Origin of the sequence: Roseateles asaccharophilus, from assembly GCF_004362405.1 — a bacterium.
GTDB lineage: Bacteria > Pseudomonadota > Gammaproteobacteria > Burkholderiales > Burkholderiaceae_C > Kinneretia > Kinneretia asaccharophila.
In genome coordinates this window covers 463,514-479,696 of the sequence record NZ_SNXE01000002.1, presented here as the reverse complement: position 1 = coordinate 479,696, position 16,183 = coordinate 463,514, and the positions used below count along the sequence as shown (strand labels likewise).

The window sequence follows — 16,183 nt, the reverse complement described above, 5'->3', positions numbered from 1 at the left end:
TCAGGACTCGCTGTTGTTTTCGTTGTTCTGGTTGTGCTGGGGCGCGACAGCGGCTTGCGGCGCCGGCTCATCGTCCAGCGCATCGGGCAGCTCCTCCTGCTCGGCCTGGCGCAGCTTGGCCAGCAGGGGCGCCACCGTGGGGTCGGTGCTGCGCGCCAGCACATCGGCCAGGGCGCCGTCCAGGATGCGCGGGGCCAGGGTCTCGTAGTCCAGCAGCAGGTCCAGCAGCGGCCCCTCGGCGATGTCTTCGCCGCGGCGGATGATGAAGCCGTTGCGCTCCAGCAGCTTGAGGTTGGCGTCCAGCCGCATCTTCTTGCCCAGCTGGTTGCCGAAGTCGGCCAGCAGACTGCGGTAGCTCACCGTGGGCGAGACGCTGGCGGCCAGGGGCAGGGGCTTGTCGGTGGCAAACATCTCGCCCTGCCCTGCTTCCCCGTCCTGCGCATCGGCGCGGGCGATCTGGCGCTGGCGCTTGGGCAGCACGATCAGGGACCACAGCACCACCAGCAAGGCCACGCCGTCGCGCGGCAGGTCCAGATTGTTGTTGGCGGCCAGGCCCGTCTCGCCAAAGACCGAGACCTCGGCCGGGCGCAGCATGGCCAGGCAGATGTGGTCGGCATAGAGGTTGTCGATCACGCGCATGCCCACGGCGGCCAGGCGCTGGTTCAGCGCGGCCCAGAGCTCGGTGTCGATCAGGGCGCGGCGCACCAGGGCATGGTTGCGCGGCAGCCAGCGGCGGGCCAGCAGTTGGGCCGCCAGCTGGGCGGCCTCGTCGAAAGCGTGTTGGCTCATGGGGTCTCGGAAGAAGGGGCAGCGGCGGAGGCGGCAGCAGCCTCGGGGGCGGCCGGGGATGGCGTCTCGGGGGGGGTGGGCGCGGCCTGGCGTTCGGTGCTGTAGAGCACGCCGTGGCTCATCCACTGCACATACTCATCGTCCACCGGCGCCTGCTCGGCCGACCAGCGCACCCGCCAGGGCTGGCGCGCCATATCGCCGGTGGCGCCGCTCAGATGCTGGGCCTGGGCGTCGCCCAAGAGGGGCAGGAGCTGGGCGCGGTAGGCCGCGCGCGCATAGCTGCCGCCCAGCACCGCGGGGGCCAGGTTTTGCTCGGCATGGCCGGCCTCGTGCCAGCGGCCCAGCAGGGCCTGCAGCTCGTCCATATCGGGCGGCAGGCTCAGCACGGCCAGCTGGCCCGGCGGCGCGGCCTGGCCCGGCGGCAGGGCCATCACTTCCGGCGGCTTGGGGCGGTCGCGCTCGAACTCGGCCTCGGTCGTGTCCAGCAGCTCGTGCTGGGCCACCAGCACCGGGTGCACCGGACGCGAGAGCGCGCCCAGGGCCAGGTTCTCCAGGAAGGGCACGTTCTGCAGCCAGAGCCGCACATCGGTGGTGGTGATGCCGGTGGAGCCCAGGGTCACGCGCTGGCGGTCCACCTGCTGCAGGGCGCGGTTGAACTGGCTGGCCATGGCCAGCAGGCGCGCCTGGGCCAGGCCCAGCTCGCGCGCCAGGCGCTCCAGGCGCGCATTGCCCTCGGCCTCGGCCTGCTCGATGATGGCCTTGAGCGCATCGCTGGCCTTCTCCACCAGCTTGAGCGCACGCTCGAAACGCTGGCGCGCCCGGCGCAGATGGAACTCCGAGCCGGAGGCAATGGCGTCGGCAAACTCGTCGTAGAGCCGCGCCAGCTGGGCCTGCAGATGGTGCAGCTGGGCCGGGTCCAGGGTGCCCAGGGTGTGGGCGCCGGCCACATTGGCCAGCATGGCGGCCAGGTCGGCATCGTGCTCGGAGTTGCCCTGGGTCAGGGGCGAGAGCACGCCCATCAGGCGCTGGGCCAGGGGCGTGACGCTGTAGACCTGGTTGGAGCCGTCCCAGGCCAGCAGTTCCGCCTCGCGCAGGCGCTTGAGCACCAGCTCCAGGGCCTCCTCGCGCAGGCTATGGAAATGGCGGTTCAGGGTGTCGCGCGCCACGCGCGACTCCGGCAGCGCCATCAGCTCCATGAACACCCAGGTGCGCAGGCGCACCAGCGCGGCCGGCCCATGGCACAGGGCCCGCAGCGCGGCCAGCAAGGCCTCGTTGCGTTCCAGCTGCCACCACAGCAAGGCCTCGGTCGGCGCGGCACCCTCGCGGAAATAGTCTTCGAAGCGCAGGGCCTCGGTGGCGGTGTCGGCGGCGTCATCGACAGGGATGACGGGAACCGTGCGAGCGCCCCGGGCCGCGCTTGCGGCGTGATCGGTCATAGCCGGCGATTATCCCAGGGCGGGAGGGGTGGCTTGGCGGGGTGGGAGACGGTCAGGGGAGGCGGGGCGCTGGGCGGCTGCGACGATGAGCTGATGGGCTGAGCGGTTGGTATCTGGGCCCGCACCGCAACCCGAGTGCAACGATGCTGAGCCCGCGCGCGCGCAGTCCCGAGGAGTGAGGGTGCCAGCCGCCTTTAGATGTGCAGTCTGTTCTCTTTGGCGCTGCATCGAACCCAAACTCAGGTCTTGATGGGAAACCAGCCAAGGCTCGTATCGAAAACAGTCAATGCGGGGCTAGCTTATCTACCAGGAAGGCCATGTAGCCAAGCTAGGGATCACCCGGCAATTAGAGTTCCTTGCATGAAGTATCAGGCTTCGCACTGAATACTTCGGCGGTTGCGGCCTTTCCTGACCATGCGAAGTTGCCGCCACGGATGGTAACTTGGGCGGGGCAGGATGCTGTTGGTTCAATATCGGCCATCATTTGCACATTACCGGCCCCAATGTTGCCCTTTGCAACCGTGATCCTGTGTCCTGAGGTGGTCACATCTAGGTAATCGCCTGACCCTGCCCGAGTTGGGACCAGCATTGGTACTCCGCCAACAACAACCGCTTGCTGACCGGATGCAGTTGGCCCTATGAAATAGCAACGTTTCCAGCCATCCGCGATGCGTTTAGCCGTTTCGTCCGCAGCGGCCTGTGAACAGAACGTCTTGACAAATGTTCCGTTATTCCGCATTCCTTCTGGGGAACTGGGGGTGAACGCGCAGCCAGAAATAAGTAGCAGAGATAAGATCGATACGATTGAGGTCTTCTTTCGCATGAGTGGACGCTCCTTCTAGTGATGCCTAACGAGGTTATAAAAAACTATTGCGTGTGCCCCAGTAGTGCGTTTCAGGGGGTACTCAAACCCCTCCTTAACCTGCGATCGAAGCGTATACGACATTCTGGTGCGTTGATCTTTCACGCGATAGTTGTCGAAACGCATAACGTAGGTTTTTTAACAGCTTCAACGTTCAAAGTTAATGGCGTGCCGCTTGCGGCACGTCCAAGCGCCAAAAGGGCGCGGTTTGACTAGGAAGTTAGCGACGATCGCGATCAGGGCACCCAGCAAATGCACCGAACCTCTGTTGCAAGTCGATTTCACGACCATAGCGATTAAACAACGCGACAGTGAGATCTGAAGCTTCTTGTCGCAGCGCCTGCCCACGCAGAACATCTTCCTGCGAGTTGCGACGGAGTTGTTCATAGAATTGCTGATCGCTTAGGTTGTAGGCCTCTTGGACACGTTCTGCGTCGCGGAGAAGAACCGCATCATGGATGTTTTTCATGGCGCAGCGGAAGTACTGACCATAAGGAAGACCAATCACGTTAAGCAAGCTACCAACTCCAACGAGTTGCCGGACGTCGACACGAACAAACGAATAGGTAAAGGATTTATTTACCGAGCCGAGGACAAGCTCGTTGTTGTTTATGGAAGCAGAAAGTGGCTCCCCAAACAGATTAACAAATATCGCAAATTGGTAGGGAATGCCGTCCACCTTCTGATTCGAGGGAGTGGCATTTCCAATTGCTTCCGCCAAGGACTTGGAATCGTTGGGCTTAAGCAGCCATCCAACTTCGGAGCGGACTACGCGCCCCTCTGCAATGGGGATTGCAAGCCCGGTTAGCCGATCAACATTGGATATACCGAGATTCCTCATACAAGGCTCGATTCTGTTGACCTCTGAAACTACACTCGTCAACTCCGACGCACACGCAATTCCAAATCGGTAGGCGCGAAAGGTGTCGTCTTCGTCTATCGCGAGAATCGGATACTCCGCAGAAACAACACCCGTTTCAATGAGAAAGTCATGGGGCTTCGGCGCAATAAGCCAAGTCCCTCGAAGTTCATTGGGCGGATTGGCGGAGGACAGCGGCGCTGCGCATAGCGCACTCATCCAGAGTGCCAGTAAGAGAGCTAGGAGACGCGATTTTTTCATGAGCGCTGACGTGCAAAGTAAATGCCGCACCGCTTGCGGCATGTCGAAGCGCCTGCAAGGCTTGGTTGGACTGGGACGTTAGGCAGTGGAGATTTGCGATTTCTAAGTTGTATTTTTTGAATCAACCAAGAATTCAACCTCGTTTGCAGGAAGTGCGAAGACCCAACGCCCCATGCCGCCTGCCTCACTTGCAGCAAATGACTTTTTTCTTCCGTGGATATAGGCTTCCCATATCCGAAGGACAAGGTCGCAATCAGCGCCATCGTGCCAGTAATTTCTGATAATTCCTACTTGCTCGGTCGATATCCACTCTTTTTGCCAAATGTTCTCAAATTCGAAATGCTTGGCAAGAATGCTGTCCCCAACTACTTTCCACATTTGATGTCGCCTAACGAGGCTGTCCAATAACCCATTGCCGACGCGTCACGGACGTTAGCGGGCGGAACAGGCGCTGGTGCAGCAGGGTTTTTATTGCGGATGATTGTGGCGCCAACTACGGTCGCCCGTGAGCGCTCACCGGATGCCCTTCATGTATTCCAGACGAATACGCCCATGCTCGATTTCGCACCACATGCCCTCGGCAGGTGCCCCGGTGCCTCGGCCATAAGTCAGGCTCCGAAATGTGCATTCCGCCTCCCGGAATTCTCGCCACTTCACCTGCGATGCCATGAAGGCCTTGGCAAGTTGAAACATTGGATCTTCTTCGTCCCGCTGCCGCAGTACGCCCTCAACACGCTTTAATTCGGCTCGCAGCAGCTTCTCGAGGGACTCAACCTCAGCAGCAAAGCAATGATTACGTTCAACCGTATTCTCAGAATTAACGCATGGCAGCGCCACAACTCCCTGAGCCGATGCGGCGGAGGAACTGAGAAGCAGGGCAAGTACGAGCGATGATTTCATAGCGGCCTACCGTTCGAGCTAACCGGCCTGCGGAGGCGAGCGCCGTAAGCCCAGGCTGAGATGATGCACCATGTGCCTCAGCCTGGGCTTACGGCGCTTGCCGTAGCGGGTCCGGTTCAGCGCGGGGTTAGCGAAGTAATCGGCCCATCTGCGCCGCAAATCGTTCCGAAGAAACGACCGGCCTTCATAACGCGGAGTCATGAAAGTCCGCTTCCTTCAGGGTGTTTCTTGAGAGGCCTCATCGGGCTACTGCTTGCAAAGCTGCTTCTCATCGTTCAGCGCAATGCCTCTGGGGGTGGCGCAAACGCTGCGTGTCTGTTGGTGTTTATCAGAGCCTGTGCGAACTGCCCCATGTACTTCGCGGCAACCGCATATCTCTGAAGAGCGGCGGTCGCGGCCAACGGAAGTGATTTGGCTTGCAGGTCTGCATTTGAGAGCTTCTGGCTCCACCCTTCTTCGCCAGGCATCGCGCGGCAGATGGTATGCACCATGGAGGCAGCAAAGCGTACCTTGTCATACTCGCTATGGTTAGAAAGGAAGCTTCGCTCATCGTGTGTGAGCTCGAAGGAATCGTGCAGCGCCAGTCCAAAGTCCGCAAAGTAAAGACGATTTCCATCGGTCAAAATGTTGCTTAGATGGGCATCAAAGTGCACGAAGTTAGCTCTTCGCATGAAGTCAAGGACTGCACGCGCCCTTTCTTCCGTGAACCAGATTGCAGTGCTTGCAGATTGTGTATCTTTTTGAAGTTCCTCAACTAACCAATCAGACAAAGTCTTTGGGAAGTACTCTGAGAAGATGGCTATGTGACTTGCTGAAGCCCGAAGCGAGACCAGGCGTTCTCGTATAGCAGATTCGTCATTGCCATGTGCTGCGGCATGAGTAAGGTAGTCATCCGCCTCGGATTCGACCGACGCAACCCCGGGCAACTTGACGATTCGCCAGTGATGCAGTAACGGAAACTGTTCTTGCTTGCCGCTGGCCACCCAGTCTGAAGCCAACGCGTGCGCGGCAAGCTCGCGCCATGCGCCAAATCCAACTGAGCCGATTCCGTATTGATAGTAAGACGGCAGTCGAAAAAGGTTTGCGGTCGACTTGTAGTTCTCGGGCTGAGCTTCGAGGATGGTTAGCGGGATCAACTTACAGAAGATCCTCAGTTTGCCGAACGCAAGTTGAGTTGTACGACCTCCGAAGCCATCCTTTCCAGCGCTTGATCTCTGAAGTAGGCCTGCGAGGGTTTCGTCGTCAAGGCCTGCCAAATAGGAACTCACCTCCGAGTGCTTCCGTAGGCGGGCGATGTGTGGATTCGAGTCGATTCTGAGTCTCCGCCTAACTGGTGGTCCGCATGGGTGGCCTGCAGTACGGGCCGCGGGAGCCGCGTACGGCATCGGCTATGAGGCCCAACGTTGAAATTCAGCGGCGCCGTAAGGCGGCCGCTGGAATGACCGGTTAGCGAAGTAATCGGCCCATCTGCGCCGCAAATCGTTCCGAAGAAACGACCAGCCTTCATAACGCGGAGTCATGAAAGTCCGCTTCCTTCAGGGTGTTTCTTGAGAGAACTCATACGCGATCAAGCCAGGCCAAGTCGAAGAGAACGGGCTTGGCAACAGACTGAATTGACGCGAAGTGGGCAAAATCGTCAGCCGGGCAAAACACAAAGAGCAATTCATTCGGAGTGAACGCTAGATCGCCGGGCACTCGCCATTCGCGTTCGTGTGTTGCGTCGAAGCTTTCGTGGATGATATTCACGAAGGGATGTAACTGGTGAGGAATGAAGTTGAATACCGAGCGTGGATAAATTTCTCCATTGCAGGTGAATGATGCCTTCAGCAACGACTCGCGCACATTGAGACAAGGATTGGCGCCTCTTGTGAAGAGAAAATCTCTATCGAATGCGACGCCATACTTGGCATTGAAAACATCCCTGTGCGCCTTGAGTCCAGCGAGCGTACTTTCTGTGAAGCAAACGGCTTTGTTATTAATTAGGCCGTCAAAGTCGCGGGTAGCTGGATTGAAGATATTTGGTGACGCTGTGCCATACCATCCAGAACTGGATGCCTTTAGTAATGGATGAGATGGTGCGCCTGAGAGATCAAGAATTAGAGAAAGAATGTTTTTCGCATCCGCGTCGCTCTTCTCATCGTTCTGCCGTATCAAGTGCGTCAGAAGAAATGAGCAATCAGAGCTTAGGCGCGCTAGTTCTTTTGCGACTTCTGCTGTTGTCTTCGGCATACAAGATGATAAGTTCTAACGAGGTTGTAAAAAAACTATTGCGTGTGCCCCAGTAGTGCGTTTCAGGGGGTGCTCAAACCCCTCCTCAACCTGCGATCGAGGCATATACGACATTCTGATGCGTTGAGCTTTCACGCGATAGTTGTCGAAACGCATAACGTAGGTTTTTTTACAGCTTCAACGTCTGAGGTAAGGGGCGGCTCGCTTGCGGGACGTCCCAGCGGCCGAAGGGCGCGCCTTGACCGAAATGTTAGGCATTGTGTAGAACCCGAATCTTGTTGATATGGACACGAAACATTGCGTTCGCACAAAGATCAATTAGTTCGTCGAGTGGTTTGTTCTCATGGCGGAATATTTTGTAGTTGAGCATGCTTACCTCGTGTTGTTCAAATAGCACTGGTTCGCCGCCTTCGCCGACCGTAAGGCAGTAGGTGAAATTTCCCTCAGGCATACTACCCACGGGAAAGCTCTTGTATTCGGCGAAAAGAGCCTTGATCCCCTTTTTGACCTCGACGAAACGCACAAAGACCCCTGGTTTGTAGTCGACGCCCCAACCATTACTGCTATCAAGACGCATTAGTTCTTGAAGCAATTCTTCCCCACAAACCTCCTGCATCGAGGCTGCAACCACATCTTCAATTTCACGTTGTGCAAATTCAAGTCGCGATTTCAAGACCTCGTTTTCAATTTTGAGGATATCTGCTTCGCTTTGAGATGGCTTTGCCCACAAAAATCCGAATCGTCGGCTTAGGTTCCACTTGGCTAGATTTAAATACGCACGGATATCCATAATGCCTAACGAGGTTGTAAAAAAAACTATTGCGTGTGCCCCAGCAGTGCGTTTCAGGGGGTGCTCAAACCCCTCCTTAACCTGCGATCGAAGCGTATACGCCATTCTGATGCGTTGATCTTTCACGCAATAGTTGTCGAAAGGCATAACGTAGGTTTTTTTACAGCTTCAACGCCCAGGTTAACCGGCGCCGGAGCGCGAAGCGCGTAGGGCACCAACACTGGCCATGAAAATGGCGAAGCCATGGCCAGTGTTGGCGTCCGCGTTGAATCGACAGTTAGAAAACAATTGGTCGCAAAGCATTAGAATATTAATTCGCCTCGATTTTTGTGCAGCAGTTGCACGAAGTGGTCTGCAGTTCCATGTTTCACGTTGTTTGAGATGTTCGTGCAATCTGGCCTAAATTCTATTCTCGGCCGCAGTTGCGGGGCAAAACATGATTCGTAACGACGCCTCATTGCTTCTCCATGCTCATTTTCGCAAAACAAGACGGGGTCGAAAACGAAAATTTTGTTCAGATTTAAATTTGGGCCTAGCGCCGCCTTTAGAAAATACTGCATGTATATGTCGGTTTGCGGAAGGCTATAGCCAACGATGACAATGTTTTTTGCTTCACGCAACTTTTCCAGGCCCGACTGCCACATTGCCGTTGGTGCTCCGTTTGTCATCTTATTGAAGATAGGCGGCAAGATGAAGGGTTCGGCAATCGACTTTGTTATCGCATGAGGGAATGAGGAAGCTTCATTCTCTTTTCGTCGCGCGAAATTCAGGGAGCCATGAAGCTTTAGTATGTCAACCTCAAGTGTGTGAGCTCGTTCATTGGGCTCTACGCTTTTAAGTATGGTTCCATCTATCTCGCTCATTCCCCTTGCGGAGTGCGAGTTATATCTGGTGTAAACGATCTCGAACTCCGATCGGGGTGCATGATCATAGTTGTAGTTCAGCGCAATGCGAGTGGCCGGGAATCTCTTATCGAAGTTGTTGTAATTGGCTCCAATGAGGTGCTGATGCAGCGACCGCTCAAGCACCAAGTCGTAGTTGAAGGTGATGATGGTAGGTATTTTTTTGCCCCTTGCCGCGGCGGAAAATATGCAGCTCCAGAAGTCTCTGTATAGCTGCGGGCCAGACTCGTTTAGCGAGTTACGCCCTTCTTTGTTCACTCCTGGGTGTTCAACAGTGCAACAGAGATCAATTGTTCTGGCAATGGCGCGGTTCATCGCTGCGATTTTTTCCTTATCGCGCCTTGCGCCTCCGAGCATGTTGAACGAAAGAATTGAAAGTATGTCTTCGATATTTCTGTCGTCGAACATGGCCCTTCCGTGATAGCTGTCGAGCTCGTCTCGGATCTTTATCGCTGCATTGAATATTTCAATATCTTCCTGCGTTAATGGCTTGTCGCCGTTTGATCGACGAATTGCAAACTGCCACATACGCTCTACAAAGCCGCTGAGCAGCGGAATTCCTGCTGCATACGAGTAGCCCGCACCGAGAATAAACACTGTGTCTGTCATTGTTTTCTAACTTGGTTATATGCGAACAGCATCTGCCGGATAACACGCCAACCGTCGGATTTGCCCATCCGGCCGGCGCGAAACAAGCTGTTGATTCACCTGAATTTTCCCGGCAACTTGTTCATTCTCAGGCCATAAAACCGGGCCAAAACAGGACAGGCCTTACACGTTTCTCCGGCGGCATGATGCCCACGCCGTACAGCGCTGGCAAACACAGATAGGCAAACGCGCCACACCCTAAAGAGGGGCCGCGAACTGCGGCCCACGCACCCTGGGCGTCCCCGCGCAAAACCGAGCAGCCAAGACCGCTCGGACGGCCCACACGCGCAGGCCATGCAAGCCCACATCCGCCATCTCGCCCTGCTGTCCACCCTCGTGCTCGCCGCCTGCGCCACCACGCCCTCGCCACCAGCGTGAGCCCCGGCCGCGGCAGCGGCCGGGGCGGGCACACCATTCGGTCACGCCAATATCGGACTGCTGAGCTAGCATCCCCAAGCTTGTTGAACCCGCCCAGCACTTCTGCCCCAGTCACACGGTGGTGAACGATGAACCTACACGGCCTGAGCCTTGCTTTGCTGGCTCGCATCTCATTGCTGGCGCTCGGTCTGAGCGGCGGTGGTTTTGCGCTGGCGAGCGACGGGGCGCCGCTCAAGTCGCTGCCCATCGGCGTGTCGGAATTCAGGCCTTTCGAGTACACCGCGCCCTCTGGCCGCGTCGTTGGTGCGGATACGGAGATCGTTGAGCAGGTCCTGATGCGCCTGGGTTACCAGCCTCAATTCATGATGCAGCCCTGGCCGCGGGTTCAGCGGGAGGCCGCACGCGGGGCTTTTGCCGGCCTCTTCAGCCTGACCAAGACGCCGGAACGCGAGCAGCTCTACTACTTCACGGCCCCGATCAACACCGTCAAGGACGTCTTCTTCAAACGCAAGAGCATGGCCCTGGACTGGAAGACCTTGGACGATCTACGCACCCTGCGTGTCAGCAGCGCCGCCACCTACGGCTATGCACCCGAGTTTCGCCAGGCCCTGGCCGAGAAGCGCTTTGCCGAAGTCCACGAAATCTATGACGACGACCCTCAGCTTCGTGGCCTGCGTCGCCTGGCTTCGGGCGTGACGGACGTCTTCATTTGCGAAATCAGTGTCTGCAGCGATCTCATCAAGCTGCATGCACCGGCCTTCGACCAGATCGATTTCGCCCCCCAGAGCATCGGGCCGGTGCGCACCTTCCACATGGCTTTCTCGAAGAATTGGCCCCAGGCCGAAGCGCTGCGGGACGCCTTCGATGCTGAACTTGCACAGCAACAGAGCAAGGGCCTGTTGCGCAGGATTTATCAGAAGTACGGCATGGAGCCGGCCCTCAAATGAAACGCCGCCTACCAGGGGTGAAAGCGGCAGCCTGCAGCCTCCAGCCAGCTCAGGCCCAAAGACTCAAGTGCCCAGACGCTTGGCCGGCGCCACCCGCTTCGGCCATGACCACCCGGTCACTTCTGGCCGCAGCACTGCTGATCTTGGCATGCAGCATCTTGTCGGGCTGTGCCTCCCCGCCCCCACCCCCACCCCCGCCCCCGCCCCCGATGAGCTTCTTCGTCACCAGCGCCAGCCCCGGCCGCGGCGGCGACCTGGGCGGGCTGGAGGGTGCGGACGCGCATTGCCAGGCCCTGGCCACGGCCGCAGGTGCCGGCGCGCTGCGCTGGCGCGCCTATCTGAGCCAGGCCTCCAATCTGAAGAATCTGCAGGGCGAGCCGGCCGTGCATGCGCGGGAACGCATCGGCCCCGGGCCCTGGCACAACGCCCAGGGCCAGCTGATCGCCCGCACGGTGGACGAGCTGCATGCGCCGGGCTTTGCCGGCATCAACCGCCAGATCGCGCTGAGCGAGCGCGGCCAGCCCATCCCCGGCCGGCTGCACGACATCCTCACCGGCAGCCGGCCAGACGGCACGGCGCCCTCCCCGCTGGATGCGGACATGAGCTGCCGCGGCTGGCGCAGCAGCGCGGACATGGCCGAGGACGGGTCCAGCCACGGCGCCCTGGTGGGTCACCACGACCGGGTCAGCGCCATCGCCGAGCCCTGGGCCAGCTCCTGGAATTCGGCCCACCGCAGCCGAGGCTGCAGCCCGGCCCGGCTGGCCGAACTGGGCAGCGGCGGGCTGTTCTACTGCTTCGCCCTGCCCCCGGCGCCGCGCTAGGCCTGCCGGAGGCGTGACCCAGTCCACGCACAGCCTCGCGCCCGCGCCTGCACCCCGTAATAGCTCGTGTACGCTTGCCGGGTGTTTAGCCGCAGTACCGCCTCTCGCGCCCCCATCCCCTCGCCCATCCCTTGGCCCGCCCGAGGCCTGGGCCCCTGGCCGTGCCTGTTGCTGATGCTGCTGCCGCTGCTGCTGCTCAGCCTGGGCGGCCGGGTTCAGGCTCAGGGGCAGGCCCAGCCACAAGCTCAGCCGCAGGCCCAGTCGCAGGCCCATGCCAAGCCGCTGGCGCCGGCCCAGCTGCAGCGCCCGGCGGCCTCCGCGAGCCCCGCCGCAGGCACCGAAGCCGCCGCGCCCACGCCCGCCGGCTATGCCGCCCTGGCCTCGCCCACTGCGGCCCTGAGCCAGTACAAGCTGGACCTCTGGCAGACCGAGCAAGGCCTGCCCCTGAATACCGTGCAGGCCTTGCTGCAGACGCGCGACGGCCAGCTCTGGGTGGGCACGGCCGGTGGCCTGGCTCGCTTTGACGGCCTGCGCTTCCACACCTTTGACGAGGAACAGGCACCGGCCCTGTCGTCCGAACCGGTCTTCGGCTTCATGCAGGACCGCCAGGGCGGCCTGTGGATCGGCCACACCCGAGGGGCCTCCCTGTACCGCGACGGCCGCTTCGAGACCGCGATCACGGTGGCGCAGAGCGGCAACCGCCGCGTCTGGGCCTTTGCCGAGGCGCCGGACGGCACGATCTGGGCCGCCAGCGAAAACGGCCTGCTCAAGCGCGAAGCCGGTGCGCAGGGTCAGGCGGGCTGGACCCGCTACCAAGAAGCCGAGGGCCTGCCCACCAAGCGCCTGCGCAGCCTGGCGCTGGATGCCCAGGGCTGGTTGTGGATAGGCAGCTCCGGCGGCGGCCTGATCGTGCGCGAGCCGGCCTCCGGTCGCTTCCACACCCTCAAGCCCGGCCAGGGCGGCTTCCCCCATCTGCAGGTGCGCCATGTGATTGCGGACCCGCGCGGTCGTGGCGTCTGGGCCGCCACGGCGGGGGCCGGCCTGGTTCATGTGCAGCGCCAGATGGACCCGGGCGCCGGCGACGCGCCGCGGTTCAGCATTCAGACCTACACCACGGCCGATGGCCTGCCCTCCGACCATCTGACGGCCCTGGCCCTGGACGCCCAGGGGCGGCTGTGGATAGGCAGCTGGGGCGCGGGCCTGAGCCGGCTGGAGGCGCTGCCCGAACCCGGCGCTGCGGCGCCACGTTTCAGCCCCGCGCTGAGCAGCGCCCAGGGCCTGGCGGGCAGCCAGATCTGGAGCCTGCAGACGGACCGCGAGGGCAGCGTCTGGGTGGGCACCTGGGTCGGCGGGCTCAACCGCCTGCGCAACCGCGCCTTCACGGTCTTCGGCGCGCCCGAGGGCCTGGCCTATGACAACACGCGCGCCGTGCTGCACAGCCGCGATGGCCACCGGACCTGGGTGGCCACGGCCGGCGGCGGCCTGAGCCTGTTGGACCATCGCCAGGCCCAGATCCACACCCTGCTGCGCCAGGAACGCGGCGGCCCCCTGCTCAGCGACGAGATCTCCACCCTGCTGGAGGACGAGCGCGACGGCACGCTCTGGGTGGGCAGCTACACCCACGGCTTGATGCATCTGAGTGCCGATGGCCAGCGCCTGCTGGCCAGCTACAGCACGGGAGAAGGCCTGCCCAACCATGAGATCCGCTCCCTGCTCCAGGATCGTGCCGGCCGGCTCTGGATCGGCACGCGCGGCGGCCTGTCCCGCCTGGATCCCGAGGCCAAACTCCCCCAGCCGGTGCAGGACGCCCATCTGCCGCAAGAGGGCATCACCGCCATGCTGGAGGACCGGCAGGGGCGGCTCTGGTTCGGCACCACGGGCCAAGGTCTGCTGCGCCTGGACCGCGACGGCCGATTCAGCCGTCTGAGCCAGGCCGAGGGCCTGCTGTCCGACTGGATCATGGCCCTGCACGAGGACGAGCGGGGCACGCTCTGGATAGGCACCAATGGCGAGGGGCTGAACCGCCTCAGCCCCGAGGGCAGGCTGGCCAGCATACGCAGCCGCGACGGGCTCTGGGACGGGCTGATCCAGGTGATTCTGCAAGACGCGCAGGGCCAGTTCTGGATGACTTGCAATCGCGGCTTCTTCCGCGTGGCCCGGGCCGAGCTGGATGCGCTGGCGGAGGGTCGCATCAAGCGCGTGCAGTCCCTGGGCTTTGGCCCCGGCGATGCGCTGCGCAGCACCACCTTTGCCGGCGGCCTGCAAGGCGCGGGCGCGCGCGATGCCCAGGGACGGCTCTGGCTGCCCTCGGCCAGCGGCCTGCTCATCGTGGATCCGGCGCGTCTGCCCGGCGGGGCCGGTGCGCCGCAGCTGCGCCTCACCGGTGCCTGGCTGCAGTCGCAGTGGCAGGCGCTGAGCCCGGGGCTCACCCTGGAACTGCCACCGGGCCCGGTGCCGCTGCGGCTGAGCTTCTCGGCCGATACCCTGCTCTATGCCGAGCGCTTGCGTCTGCGCTACCGCATGCAGGGCCTGGGCCGCGGCGAGTGGGTGGACCTGGGCAATGTGCGCGAGCTGAGCTTTGCCACCCTGCCCCACGGCGACTACCGGCTGGAGCTGGCGCTCAGCGGGGACGGTGGTCTGCACTGGCGTGAGCTGGATCCCCCGCTGCCGATCAAGGTGCATCCCCATGTCTGGCAGACGCCCTGGTTCCTGGCCCTGGTCCTGCTGGCGACCCTGGGCGGCATGGCGGCCCTGGTGAGGCTGAGAACCCGCAGCCTGCAGGCGCGCCAGGCGGAGATGGAGCGCCTGGTGGCGCAACGCACCGAGGAGCTGCGCCAGGCCAATGAACATCTGTCCCGGCTCTCCTTTGCCGACTCATTGACCGGCCTGGCCAACCGGCGGCGCTTCGACGAGGCCTTTGAGGAAGAATGGCGCCGCGCCCGACGCAGCGGCCAGGCCCTGTCCCTGCTGCTGGCCGATGTGGACGGCTTCAAGCGCTACAACGATCTGCTGGGCCATCAGGCCGGTGATCTCTGCCTGAGCCGGGTGGCAAGCGTGATTGCCAGTGCGGCAGGTCGGGCCGGCGATCTGGCCGCACGCTACGGCGGCGAGGAGTTCGTGGTGCTGCTGCCGGGCACCGACGCCAGCGCGGCCCAGGCCGTGGCGGAACATATCCGCAGCTGCTGCGAGGCCCTGGCCCTGCCCCACCCCGACAGCCCGGTGGGCAATGTCGTGACCCTGAGCCTGGGCCTGGCCAGCTGTGTGCCCAGCGCCGAAGAGGATGCGCAGCGGCTGCTGGCCCGGGCCGATGCCGCCCTCTACCGGGCCAAGCAGCAGGGCCGCAACCGCGTGGCCCAGTAAGCGGCCGGGGCCGGGCCTGCAGGCCGGACGCGCTTCTGCTAGGGTTGCGGCCAGAACTTCGGTGCGATCGCCCCTGCCACCTGCCATGAAAACGCCAGCTCCAGCCCGCCTCACACGCCTGGGTCCGCTCGCGCTGCTGGCCGCCCTGCTGCTGTGGCTGGGGGGCTGCTCGACCAGCACCTTGCGCCTGGCCTACGGGCAGGCGGATACCCTGCTGTATTGGCGGCTGGACAGCTATCTGGACTTCAGCAGCGAGCAGGCGCCGCGGGTGCGGGAAAGTCTGGCGCGTTTCATGGACTGGCACCGCCGCACCCAGCTTCCGCGCTACGCCCAGGAGCTGCGCCGCCTGCAGCCCCTGCTGGCCCAGCCCGACATTCCCGCCGACCTGCTCTGCCGTGAGCTGGAGCAGCTGCGGGCCGTGGTGGAGCCGCCCCTGCTGGACCCCGGCAACTGGGCCCTGCTCTGGCTGGCCAGCGAACTCGATGAGGAGCAGCTCTTGCACCTGGAACGCAAGCAGCGTGTGGCCGACGAGAAGTGGAAGGCCGAGTGGCTGGACGGCGCGCCGGAGCGCCGCCGCGAGCAGCGCTGGCGAAAGGCCGTGGAGCGCGCCGAGATGCTTTACGGGCGCCTGGACGAGCCGCAGCGCCGGGCCCTGCGCGAGGGGCTGGATCAGGCGCTCAGCTTTGACGCCCAGCGCAGCTACCAGGCGCGGCGGCAGCGTCAGCAGGACTTGCTGCAGCTGCTGCGCCGCCAGCGGCTGCAGCCCCTGCCGCCCGAACAGGCCGCGCGGGCCATGCAGCAGTTTCTGGAACAGGCGCTGCGCGGAGCGCCGTCGGATGCGGCCCAGCAGCGCTATCTGCAGGCCGTGCAGCGCGAGGGCTGCGCCAGCTTTGCGCGCCTGCACCGGGCCACCACGGTGGCCCAGCGCGAGCAGGCCCAGCGCACGCTGGGCAGCTGGGCCGCGGACTTCAGCCAGCTGGCCGGCCGCTGAGCGCTTCGGC

14 protein-coding genes are annotated in these 16,183 nt (G+C 62.1%); 4 read left to right on the top strand and 10 right to left on the bottom strand.

What is annotated here, in order from left to right:
* From DFR39_RS06990 to DFR39_RS06945, 10 genes are all read right to left on the bottom strand, one after another.
* Nucleotides 1-789 (bottom strand): hypothetical protein, encoded by a 789-nt coding sequence (locus tag DFR39_RS06990; protein WP_246030725.1) that lies wholly within the window; start codon nt 787-789, stop codon nt 1-3.
* Nucleotides 786-2,225, bottom strand: a complete 1,440-nt coding sequence (locus tag DFR39_RS06985; RefSeq protein ID WP_211343819.1) for a hypothetical protein — start codon at nt 2,223-2,225, stop codon at nt 786-788. Before DFR39_RS06985 ends, DFR39_RS06990 begins: the two co-directional genes overlap by 4 nt.
* A 346-nt stretch (nt 2,226-2,571) precedes the next feature.
* Entirely contained in the window at nt 2,572-3,048 is a 477-nt protein-coding gene (locus DFR39_RS06980) for a hypothetical protein (protein ID WP_133602812.1), read from the bottom strand.
* A gap of 259 nt (nt 3,049-3,307) precedes the next feature.
* Entirely contained in the window at nt 3,308-4,249 is a 942-nt protein-coding gene (locus tag DFR39_RS06975; RefSeq protein WP_162849450.1) for a hypothetical protein, read from the bottom strand.
* 60 nt (nt 4,250-4,309) lie between these two features.
* Nucleotides 4,310-4,585, bottom strand: coding sequence for a hypothetical protein (locus DFR39_RS06970; RefSeq protein WP_133602810.1), 276 nt, complete (start codon nt 4,583-4,585; stop codon nt 4,310-4,312).
* A gap of 135 nt (nt 4,586-4,720) precedes the next feature.
* Nucleotides 4,721-5,107, bottom strand: a complete 387-nt coding sequence (locus DFR39_RS06965) for a lysozyme inhibitor LprI family protein (RefSeq protein ID WP_133602809.1) — start codon at nt 5,105-5,107, stop codon at nt 4,721-4,723.
* Nucleotides 5,108-5,382: 275 nt separating this feature from the next.
* Nucleotides 5,383-6,375 (bottom strand): protein kinase family protein, encoded by a 993-nt coding sequence (locus tag DFR39_RS06960; RefSeq protein ID WP_133602808.1) that lies wholly within the window; start codon nt 6,373-6,375, stop codon nt 5,383-5,385.
* A gap of 289 nt (nt 6,376-6,664) precedes the next feature.
* A complete protein-coding gene (locus DFR39_RS06955) occupies nt 6,665-7,336 on the bottom strand; it encodes a hypothetical protein (RefSeq protein WP_133602807.1) in 672 nt (223 codons plus the stop codon).
* A 250-nt stretch (nt 7,337-7,586) separates the two neighbouring features.
* Nucleotides 7,587-8,252, bottom strand: a complete 666-nt coding sequence (locus DFR39_RS06950; protein ID WP_211343818.1) for a hypothetical protein — start codon at nt 8,250-8,252, stop codon at nt 7,587-7,589.
* A gap of 176 nt (nt 8,253-8,428) precedes the next feature.
* A complete protein-coding gene (locus tag DFR39_RS06945) occupies nt 8,429-9,637 on the bottom strand; it encodes a hypothetical protein (protein ID WP_133602805.1) in 1,209 nt (402 codons plus the stop codon).
* 545 nt (nt 9,638-10,182) lie between these two features.
* On the opposite strand from DFR39_RS06945, the gene DFR39_RS06940 reads away from it, so the two are divergent.
* The 4 genes from DFR39_RS06940 to DFR39_RS06925 all read left to right on the top strand — a co-directional run bounded on the left by DFR39_RS06940 (nt 10,183) and on the right by DFR39_RS06925 (nt 16,173).
* Complete coding sequence (locus DFR39_RS06940) at nt 10,183-11,001, top strand: substrate-binding periplasmic protein (RefSeq protein WP_133602804.1); 819 nt, start codon at nt 10,183-10,185, stop codon at nt 10,999-11,001.
* Between the two features lie 209 nt (nt 11,002-11,210).
* On the top strand, nt 11,211-11,822 hold the full coding sequence (locus DFR39_RS06935; protein WP_246030724.1) for a hypothetical protein: 612 nt from the start codon (nt 11,211-11,213) through the stop codon (nt 11,820-11,822).
* Between the two features lie 174 nt (nt 11,823-11,996).
* Nucleotides 11,997-15,182: a ligand-binding sensor domain-containing diguanylate cyclase gene (locus DFR39_RS06930; protein ID WP_133602802.1), complete on the top strand. Its 3,186-nt coding sequence runs from the start codon at nt 11,997-11,999 to the stop codon at nt 15,180-15,182.
* A gap of 85 nt (nt 15,183-15,267) precedes the next feature.
* Nucleotides 15,268-16,173 carry a DUF6279 family lipoprotein gene (locus DFR39_RS06925; protein WP_133602801.1) on the top strand — a complete coding sequence of 302 codons (906 nt, stop codon included), beginning with the start codon at nt 15,268-15,270 and terminating at the stop codon, nt 16,171-16,173.
* The last annotated feature ends 10 nt before the right edge of the window (nt 16,174-16,183 follow it).

Coding starts and splice junctions, on each gene's coding strand:
- DFR39_RS06965 (WP_133602809.1), bottom strand. CDS start 5,107: ATGAAATCATCGCTCGTACTTGCCCTGCTTCTCAGTTCCTCCGCCGCA.
- DFR39_RS06930 (WP_133602802.1), top strand. CDS start 11,997: ATGCTGCTGCCGCTGCTGCTGCTCAGCCTGGGCGGCCGGGTTCAGGCT.
- DFR39_RS06945 (WP_133602805.1), bottom strand. CDS start 9,637: ATGACAGACACAGTGTTTATTCTCGGTGCGGGCTACTCGTATGCAGCA.
- DFR39_RS06975 (WP_162849450.1), bottom strand. CDS start 4,249: ATGCCGCAAGCGGTGCGGCATTTACTTTGCACGTCAGCGCTCATGAAA.
- DFR39_RS06940 (WP_133602804.1), top strand. CDS start 10,183: ATGAACCTACACGGCCTGAGCCTTGCTTTGCTGGCTCGCATCTCATTG.
- DFR39_RS06955 (WP_133602807.1), bottom strand. CDS start 7,336: ATGCCGAAGACAACAGCAGAAGTCGCAAAAGAACTAGCGCGCCTAAGC.
- DFR39_RS06985 (WP_211343819.1), bottom strand. CDS start 2,225: ATGACCGATCACGCCGCAAGCGCGGCCCGGGGCGCTCGCACGGTTCCC.
- DFR39_RS06925 (WP_133602801.1), top strand. CDS start 15,268: ATGAAAACGCCAGCTCCAGCCCGCCTCACACGCCTGGGTCCGCTCGCG.
- DFR39_RS06935 (WP_246030724.1), top strand. CDS start 11,211: ATGAGCTTCTTCGTCACCAGCGCCAGCCCCGGCCGCGGCGGCGACCTG.
- DFR39_RS06970 (WP_133602810.1), bottom strand. CDS start 4,585: ATGTGGAAAGTAGTTGGGGACAGCATTCTTGCCAAGCATTTCGAATTT.
- DFR39_RS06990 (WP_246030725.1), bottom strand. CDS start 789: ATGAGCCAACACGCTTTCGACGAGGCCGCCCAGCTGGCGGCCCAACTG.
- DFR39_RS06980 (WP_133602812.1), bottom strand. CDS start 3,048: ATGCGAAAGAAGACCTCAATCGTATCGATCTTATCTCTGCTACTTATT.